Raw genomic sequence first — 8,569 nt, 5'->3', positions numbered from 1 at the left:
AATCCACATCCGCGTCGCACTCATCAACCGCTTCAATGCCCTCGGCACCGCCGAGATCGTACGCGTGCCCTGAACATGAAGGGGAAAGGGGAAGTCACGCCTCAAGCCGCCTTTCTGCAACAATGCCATCGTGGTCGGGCACCGTTCGGCTCGCCTCTCGAGTTCTCGGTCGGCGTCGGTCAACCCAGCGGAAGGTGCGGCAAGGCCGCGCCAATCACGACGCGCTAACTGCGGACATCATCGCACTTGCCTCTGAATGCAGGCGCTACGGATATCCGCATTGACAGGAAGTTGTGCTCAACGGATGTCATCGAGGTGCTGTCCGACCTTTTCATCCTGCAGGGCGTGCCCGACTATGTCGGTCCCGAAGGCGGTCCGGAGTTCATCGCCAAAGCCGTGAGAGAGTTGACGTCTGCCGTCGGCTCAAAGACCGACTAAATCGAGCCTAGCAGCTCTTGGAAGAACAGTTACTGCGGGAGATTCAACGAGAATATCCGCGACGAACTCCTGAACGGAGAGATCTTCTTCAGCCTCGCCGAGGCTAAGATCGCCATCGAGAGCAGGCGCCGGCACTACAACACCAAACGCCAGCACTCATCGCTGGGCTATCGGCCAATGGCCCTGGAGGTCCTGAAGTGGCCGGCTTCGCCATCCGGCCCCACTTCGCTGGCCACCCCAAGCGTAGCGCCAAGACCCGTCCTGCACTAAGATTGAAACCGGACCACCCGGTAGGGGCAGGCCAGCCAACCCAAGCCGCGTTATTGTGGAGTGTCTTCTATGCTGTCTTTCGCCATCACCTTCGTAAGACTTCTCAAAGCGATCGTGCACTCTTGGAGTGCTCCGATGTTTCGGGCCAATTTCGCGCTGGCCGTGCTTATCTTGCTTTCTGCAACTCTGTTCTACCACTCTGTGGAAGAATGGTCGTGGATCGACGCATTGTATTTCAGCGTAACGACAATTTCGACTGTGGGTCTTGGTGATTTGTCGCCACGTACCGATTTAGGCAAGCTCTTCACGATCATCTATATCTTCGTTGGCGTTGGCGTTTTCGTCGCGCTGTTCGCTCAATTCGCGCGCGCTTTGTTGAAGGTGGAGGGCGACAACAAAGAGCCGCCCTCCCAAAAGCAACTGACTAAGTCTGATGATGCCTGAAAATCTAAAGCCAATACCGAAACGAAGAGCATCCCCGGCGCTTGCTTCCTGCAGGATGCTGATGCGACCGGTCGACATACACGAGGGCGGTAGTGTTCAAATTCGCCCACAAAATATTTTAAGGTTAAGTCTTAAAGAAGGCAAATCTGAGATTCAGGCAAATTCATCGCTTATTGAGGGTCTCTGAGGGGTATTCCCCAAAAAAGTAGCGATATCGTTTGGCAAAACGACCGCTGTGGGTGAAGCCAAACGACAGGGCAGCATCTTTGACCGAAGGTGGGACCTTTTCCGCCGATAGGTATGTACAGCGCGCTTGGGTAATTCTCTTCGCTTGCAAGTACGCAATTGGCGAAACGCCGTAAACTTCATTGAAACACAAGTGCAATTTTGTTGTTCCGACGTTAGCCGCCTTACAAAGGTCAGCTATGCTTGGTGGATTGGTCGTGCGGTCTTCAAACAGTTCTTCTGCGCGCCTGACAACTCGTACCGGGTCAAGATTAATACTAGATACAGAATTTTGTTCGATTGTCTCTGCCATGATGAGGTTTGCAATCTCAGAAAACAGATCATTTTCAACGACAGCGTCGAGTGCAAACTTACCGGAACCCAGAGACTTTTCCAGTGACGCTGCTATCGTCTCCAGAATCCGCCTGTGAAACCTTGTGCCCACCGCCGCACCAAGGGCTATCTGTTGATCGTCGAGGGCGACATCTTCGATATAGCGACCACTCAAATTGGCACATGCCTCCTTGAGGCTAGATTTTCGCACACCCAATGCCAAGTTGTGTCTTTTTTCGCCAGTGGTGGAATAGCCGTCAGGACCGCCAGAAACAAAAACATCGAACGGTCTTGCTACTTGACCATTGAAAACATAGTCGCCGTGCCAATCGACTGGTACCATCAAAACCACCCAATCCGGGTGAGGCACGATGGTGCTGGCCATTTTTGGCGCGACCTTGCTACGAAAGATGAGCAGATCCCGTCCAGTGACTTGCAGCATCTTGTACTCCAGGCGTCCCGGCCCGAGTAGCACCGCTTCGGCTTGAAGGGTGGGCAAGCCGCGCCAGAACTCTTGATGCGTCAGGTCGGTCTTCGCGGGGAAGCGCGACAAGTGCTTCGGTTGGCCCACATTCATGATACCTCTCCCTCCCGGCTTGCGTCTCGCAAGACCTAACGCAGTCAACTCCTAAGTGAACTCGTAGCCGCCGGCAGCGTAGGATTTGACCCTCGATTCTGGGCCCACCTTACCACCAGAGTAGGATCTGACCCTCATTTCCATGCTCGAATCGACTCCACAGAGATACGGTCGAGAATGCAAAACTGAACCCGAAGCACTTGACCGCGACGCGTGCCGTCGCCCTGCTCAAGATGGAGTAAAGCTTATGAAGCGCAGAACATTCAATACACTAGCCGTCTCTGCAGGGGTTACTGCAATATCGTCGCATGTACTGGGGTCGCCAGTAAAAAGTGGAAAATTACGGGTCTGCTGTGTCGGTTTTTTCCATGAAACAAACACATACCTCACCGAAGGCATGGGCGAAACCACGCTGGACAACATGCGTATCTTTCGGGGTGATGAAATCAAGGCACTCAGAGGAACAGCCTTGGGCGGGGCAGTAGATGTGTGCGAGGAAAACGGCTGGGAGTTGCTCCCAGGTCTCATATACGGACCGGATTCGAGCTTTGGTTTGGTGAATGCAGAATTCTGGAACGATGCAAAAAAAGAAATGCTCGATACGCTTAGAGCGCAAATGCCATTGGACATCGTTTACCTCGCTCTTCACGGTGCAGGCGTTGTGGATAAAACACCCGATCTTGAAGGAGATCTGGCGGAGTCCGTCCGAGGACTGGTAGGAAAGGACACGATGATCGTCTGGTCTGGCGACCTGCATGGCAAGATCACGGACAAAATGAAGAACAATATGAATTTCTTCAGTGCCTGCAAAAAATATCCTCATCTGGATATGAATGAAGCTGCACGTGATGCAATGTATCGTGCCGCTGCGATCCTGGCAGGAGAGTCGAACCCAACGGCCGCCTATCGCAAGGTGCCGCTGATGATGCCGCTCAGTAACACGGAAGAGGAAGGCATTTTTGGAAATCAGCTCAAGGAAAAGTGTATTGAGATCGAAAACCGTCCCGGTGTTCTCAATTGCTCTGTAATGCATGGTTTCCCGTACCAGGACACCGATTTTATCGGCGTGTACCCGATGGTCACCACCGAAAACAACGCCAAGTTGGCACAAGATCTGGTGGACGAATTGTCCCAGTGGATATGGGATAATAAGCAGGATGCCTTTTATCCACTGAATGACTTGGACTCAACGATGAGCACTGTACTGGCCATGCTCGACAGAGACGGCCGCTATGAGCGTCAGCAGCCGACGAAGGGTGATATCATCGAACATACACCGATTGTGATTGGGGACGCTGCGGATAATCCAGGTGGTGGGGCGGGCGGCTCGGGGACGCACCTGCTGCGCGCCCTTTTGGAAACAGAAGGCTTGGGTAAAGTCGCCTTCATTTCCATACACGATCCGGAAACCGCACAGGCCGCAGTCGCTGCCGGCGTCGGAGCGACAATCGATGTGAACCTCGGGGGAAAGTTTGAGCCGATTGCGGGCGATCCGATCAAAACCAAAGCCTATGTCAAGTCGATTTCGGATGGCTACGAGTTCGTTCGTGGGGGGACCGCTTACGGTATCCCTTACAACTTTGGTCCCTCAGTCAGGCTGGTTATCTCGGATACGGTGGATGTCATCGTTATATCCGGCCTGGTTCAGGCCTATGACGATTCACAAGCGAGGCCACATGGCATCGCCATCCAGGAATATGACGTCATCGGTGTCAAAAGCGGGAATCACTTCCGAGCGTTCTATGAGAATTTCACTGACAAGGTGCTGATCGTTGATGTTCCCGGAGCCACCAGTCGCGATATCACTCTTTTCGAGCACACGCAGTTGACTGAGGCCATCTACCCTCTCGACGAAAACACAACGTTTACTGTTGCGAATTAGGGAAAACCTGCAAGAGCGATGAACTCGTGGGGCGCCTCGAGTCCCGCGGGTTCATGACACCGCCCGTCAAACATGTTCAGCACCGAACGGGACGCCATACACGGTTGAGCCAGTCTGGCCTCGGACGAATGCAGGACCCGTTGTTGAACCAGAGCCTCGATTTCCTCGGTTGCCTTCTGCCCTTTTTCTGGCCGCATGGCAGGATCAGACAGGAGCCGAAGCGGCAATGGCGCTGTCTCAGATCTTGTGCTTGGTCTTGCTTCCAGTCCCCGGTGCCAGAGCGGGTTGGGTTCTGGACCACAGTGTATTCCCGGCGATCCTCGGGGCTGCTTTCGCGGGCGGGATCGACATGCTGCTGTCGATTGTCAAATACGTCATACACTGACTTGCTGCGCAGCTATTCATTCGTCGCAGGTCGAAGGCGCCAGAGGTTTTCACCCTGCGCGACGAGGCCTTGCCGCGCATCGGCGCGTTCTCCCGCATGCAATAGGCGGCGCAGATCCTCACCGACGGCTCGGCTGTAGATGTGATAGAGATGACCTGTTGGACCCTCGCTGGGAAGGTCGCTGAGGTCGATCACCTCGACGCCTGCAAGTCGGGAAACATCGTTTCCCGTCTCCCCAAGCCGCGGGTAGCCATGCAATTGCGCCGAGAGCGCCAGCGGTCTGTCCCCTGTCGTCGCGTAGACTGTCGTGCTCTCCGCGATGGGACGCACCCGGGGTAAAATTCGCTCGAAAATCCCGAAATCCATATCCGGCGCCAGCAACACAACATGTCCGAGCCGGATGTCGGGATGCCGATTGGCCACTTCGGCCAGCGCCAGAACGACACCCCGAGCACCAAGGCTGTGCCCGATGACATCCACGTTTCCGGCGCCGAAGCGCCGCTCCAACTCTATGATCGTGTCCGCAATGTCCGGCAGACTCCAGTAAAGATCGGCTTCGTCATGGGTGTAGTAGGCGGGAGCACCGTCCGAGGGCCAGCTGAACCACAGGAACCGCCCCACAAGGTCGGCGTTCTGCTGCAGCAACGCAGCGCGGCGGCAGCCTTTCTCGAAGCTGATATAGTATCCGTGGACATAGAGCGCCGGACCACGTGCGCCGGCCGTTTCTTCTAGCTGATCCAGGATGGCGCCCGGGTCCGCTTCCTCCACCGTCTGAACGCGGAGGAGTTCCTCGCGCAAGAAATTCGGAGCCATGTCGGCAAGGGGCGCCAGAACGCCAAGGTCGAGCTCTTCGACGCGGCATGCACCCGCTTTCAGATCGCTGCGTTCTCCTCCGTAGAAGTCAGCTGGATCATCCGATCCTGTCCTGTTGCGAAGCGTGAAATAGGGGAATTCCAAGGCCTGGATATCCGTCTGGGCCATCGACGGCACGGGGAAGGCGCATGACAAGGCGCCGAGGCAGAGCATGACGCCCATCAGGCGGGCGAAGGCTGGCGGCGACATCTTCATCCTCGATATACAGCTCGGCCGCGATTGCCAAAAAAGCACTTTGGCGTTTGCTCTCTGCACTTTCGCAATGACGGCAAAGGGTCTCTCACAGGCAGTGCTTCAGACTAACCTTTTCGAAGGTAGCATTGGGAAGATGAAAAATTGCATAGATTCGTAAGTTTTTGCGCGTCAGTCGGCTTCGTGGCAAGGTCGCAATCTAGACGTCGAAATCAGGGTAAACAGTACCACATGAACAACGGGCGAATAGCCAGGATCATCGGCAAGGTCTCGGTGCCGTGCTTCCTTCTCGGATTGCTCTTCTTTGCGGCCTCGCTGACCCCGTCGCTTATCCCGCGCGGACCGGCTCTACAAGGAATCCTCGGCGGGCTTGTCATGGCGATCGGTTATCTGATCGGCCAGATCGTTGCGTTGCTCTGGCGGGCGGCCGATCTTCCGCAGTTGTCCGGGCGGCCCGCAAAAATCCTGACAACGGTGATCGCGCTACCGCTCGTGGCGTTCTTTCTCTGGGTCCTTGGGTCCAGCCTGCGGTGGCAGAACGACATCCGCGGGAAGATGGGCATGGAAGAAGCGGATGCGCTTCAAATCGCCACGATCCTGCTGATCGCCTTTGCGACCTTTGTCATCGCTTTCGCCCTTGGACGGATCGTCGCCGCGCTGTTCCGCCTGATCCGGTCAAGATTCTATCGCATCATGCCGCCGCGGCGCGCTAATGTGCTGGGGTTCATCACGGTCGTACTAATCCTGTTCGTGGTCACGCGCGATGGCATCGTCGATGGGGTCGTAACGGGCCTCGACGAAAGCTACGAAGCCGCCCAGGAGCTCTTCGAGAACGCCCCGCCGCCCCCCGGCAACCCACGCATGACCGGCAGTGCGGCCTCCCTGATCGATTGGGCATCCATGGGCAAGCCCGGGCGGGACTTCATCACCTCCGGCCCGACCTCCGAGGATATCTCGGCCTTCACCGGTCGGCCCGCGCTTGAACCGATCCGAGTCTATGTCGGGCGCGCCAATGGCGAGACGCCCGAGGCGCGGGCCGAACTGGCGCTTGCCGAACTGATCCGGCAGGGCGCGTTCGAGCGCGACGTCCTGGTCGTGGCAAGTCCCACCGGCACCGGCTGGATGGACCCAGGCTCCCACGACCCGGTCGAATACATGCATGGCGGGAACATCGCCACGGTCGCCGCCCAGTATTCCTACCTGCAATCGCCACTGGCACTGATCCTCGAGACACGCACGGGGCTAGAACAGGCGACCGTGCTTCAGGACGTAGTGCACGGGTACTGGAAGACGTTGCCTGTCGATGCGCGTCCCCGTCTATACGTTCACGGGCTGAGCCTTGGCGCATGGTCATCGATGCATGCCACGAACATGTTCCGACTGCTCGACGATCCCATCGACGGTGCGTTCTGGGTCGGGCCGCCCTTTCCCTCCGCCTTCTGGAACCATGTGCAGAACCAGCGCAATCCGGGCACAACTTGGGTCCTGCCCGAGATCGGGGAAGGATCGCTGGTCCGCTATGCATCCCACACGGCGGATGCGTCCGAGGCCGCAGCGGACTGGGGAAACATGCGCATCGTCTTCCTGCAATATTCCAGCGACCCAGTCGTCTTCTATGACCCGCGGTCGCTCTGGCGGGCGCCGCCGTGGATGCGGGATCCGCCGGCCGAGGACATGACCGAGCACTTCATCTTCATGCCCGTCGTGACGCAGTTCCAGCTGGCGCTCGACATGGCCCTGTCCTTCGGCGCGCCGCCCGGCCACGGCCATGCCTACTTCGCGGAGGACTATATCGGGCCCTGGGTTCAGGTCACGGCACCCTCGGATTGGACACCCGAAGAGACGCAACGGCTCAAGGCGCATTGCAAAGTCGGATACCAGCTCGGTTGCGCCAAAGGTCAGCGGTGACTCGGGAGCGTCATGACGCACGTAGCCGGCTCCCGCGACCCGTCGAGACGGCCACCTTATCACTCTGGGGTCTCGACGAAATGCAAGACGGCGCGCCCGTCGAAATCCATCATAACAAGACCCGCACCATAGCGCACGTAATCCGAAACCTGCGCGAGCGCGTCGAGGGCCATGCTCCACTTTGACCTGCCCCCTGCTGGTCCCTCATTCATAACGAGAGTCTGCAGGTTGGATTTTGGTATTCCGGTTCCGCATCTGGCGCAAGCGCGCCGGGCGCGGAGCCCTCAAATTGCTCAAGCGTCCGGCGCGCTTGCTGCGGCGTCAGGTTCTTCAACGAGGAATGCGGCCTGACCGCATTGTAGTCGTAGCGCCAGAGGGCCAGCTTTCACCGTGCGTCGTCGAGGCTGTCGAAGATTTCCTCGTTGAGCAGCTCGTCCCGCAGGCTGCCGTTGAAGCTTTCGATGAACGCGGTCTGCTGCGGCCTGCCGGGATCGATGTAGTGCCACGGCACGGTGTTCTCGTCAGCCAATTTCAGGATCGCCCGACTGGTGAACTCGGTGCCGTTGTCGCTGACGATGCAGCCGGGCTTGCCGTAGATCCGGATCAGGGCGCTGAGCTCCCGGGCAACCCGTGCGCCGGACAGGCTGGTGTCCGCGACAAGGCACAGGCATTCCCGCGTGCAATCGTCGATCACCGCCAGCATCCGGAACTTCCGCGAGGCGCCGAAGCTGTCGGACACGAAGTCCAATGACCAACGCGCGTTGGGATGCGTGGCAACCGGCATCGGCGCCCTCGTGCCGCGCGCCCGTTTCCGGCCGCGCCACCGTCTCACCGACAGCCCTTCTTCGCGGTAGATCCTGTAGAGCTTCTTGTGGTTCATGCTCATGCCCTTGCGTTCCAGCAGCACGCCGATCCGGCGATACCCGAACCGACGCCGCGTGCTGGCGATCTCCTGCATCTCCTTGCGGATCTCGGCGCAGTCCGGCGGGCGTTCACGCCGGACTGCCTTGCGATCGACACCGACCAGCCTGCAGGCTCGGCG

Annotated in this window: 5 protein-coding genes and 2 pseudogenes; 4 read left to right on the top strand and 3 right to left on the bottom strand. The window is 58.0% G+C overall.

Features of this window, described 5'->3' with window-relative positions; genetic code table 11:
- Positions 1-44: 44 nt before the first annotated feature.
- A pseudogene (locus CLN94_RS13690) lies at positions 45-708 on the top strand (integrase core domain-containing protein); the annotation flags it as partial.
- A gap of 69 nt (positions 709-777) precedes the next feature.
- Positions 778-1,152 (top strand): potassium channel family protein, encoded by a 375-nt coding sequence (locus tag CLN94_RS13685; protein ID WP_096434582.1) that lies wholly within the window; start codon positions 778-780, stop codon positions 1,150-1,152.
- Between the two features lie 163 nt (positions 1,153-1,315).
- Here the strand turns inward: CLN94_RS13685 and CLN94_RS13680 are convergent, their stop codons facing one another.
- A complete protein-coding gene (locus tag CLN94_RS13680) occupies positions 1,316-2,287 on the bottom strand; it encodes a helix-turn-helix domain-containing protein (protein WP_096434580.1) in 972 nt (323 codons plus the stop codon).
- 247 nt (positions 2,288-2,534) lie between these two features.
- Here CLN94_RS13680 and CLN94_RS13675 point away from each other — a divergent pair, with 247 nt between their 5' ends.
- Positions 2,535-4,169 (top strand): M81 family metallopeptidase, encoded by a 1,635-nt coding sequence (locus CLN94_RS13675; RefSeq protein WP_179300319.1) that lies wholly within the window; start codon positions 2,535-2,537, stop codon positions 4,167-4,169.
- A gap of 397 nt (positions 4,170-4,566) precedes the next feature.
- On the opposite strand, the gene CLN94_RS13665 is transcribed toward CLN94_RS13675, so the two are convergent.
- The gene (locus tag CLN94_RS13665; protein ID WP_245845251.1) at positions 4,567-5,616 is read right to left on the bottom strand and encodes an alpha/beta hydrolase; all 1,050 of its coding nucleotides are present in this window, start codon (positions 5,614-5,616) and stop codon (positions 4,567-4,569) included.
- Between the two features lie 234 nt (positions 5,617-5,850).
- On the opposite strand from CLN94_RS13665, the gene CLN94_RS13660 reads away from it, so the two are divergent.
- Positions 5,851-7,527: an alpha/beta hydrolase gene (locus CLN94_RS13660; RefSeq protein ID WP_096434572.1), complete on the top strand. Its 1,677-nt coding sequence runs from the start codon at positions 5,851-5,853 to the stop codon at positions 7,525-7,527.
- Between the two features lie 208 nt (positions 7,528-7,735).
- On the opposite strand, the pseudogene CLN94_RS13655 reads toward CLN94_RS13660, so the two are convergent.
- Positions 7,736-8,569: pseudogene (locus CLN94_RS13655) on the bottom strand (IS3 family transposase); the annotation flags it as partial.

It is taken from the genome of Pseudothioclava arenosa (assembly GCF_002358085.1).
In the GTDB taxonomy this organism is placed as follows: Bacteria; Pseudomonadota; Alphaproteobacteria; order Rhodobacterales; family Rhodobacteraceae; genus Pseudothioclava; species Pseudothioclava arenosa.
Note: the sequence above shows the minus strand (reverse complement) of the source record. Positions and strands in the feature narration are given on the sequence as shown.

Bases quoted from the DNA above. Each gene is read 5' to 3' on its own strand.
- CLN94_RS13680 (WP_096434580.1), bottom strand. From the start codon at position 2,287: ATGAATGTGGGCCAACCGAAGCACTTGTCGCGCTTCCCCGCGAAGACC.
- CLN94_RS13675 (WP_179300319.1), top strand. From the start codon at position 2,535: ATGAAGCGCAGAACATTCAATACACTAGCCGTCTCTGCAGGGGTTACT.
- CLN94_RS13665 (WP_245845251.1), bottom strand. From the start codon at position 5,616: ATGTCGCCGCCAGCCTTCGCCCGCCTGATGGGCGTCATGCTCTGCCTC.
- CLN94_RS13660 (WP_096434572.1), top strand. From the start codon at position 5,851: ATGAACAACGGGCGAATAGCCAGGATCATCGGCAAGGTCTCGGTGCCG.
- CLN94_RS13685 (WP_096434582.1), top strand. From the start codon at position 778: ATGCTGTCTTTCGCCATCACCTTCGTAAGACTTCTCAAAGCGATCGTG.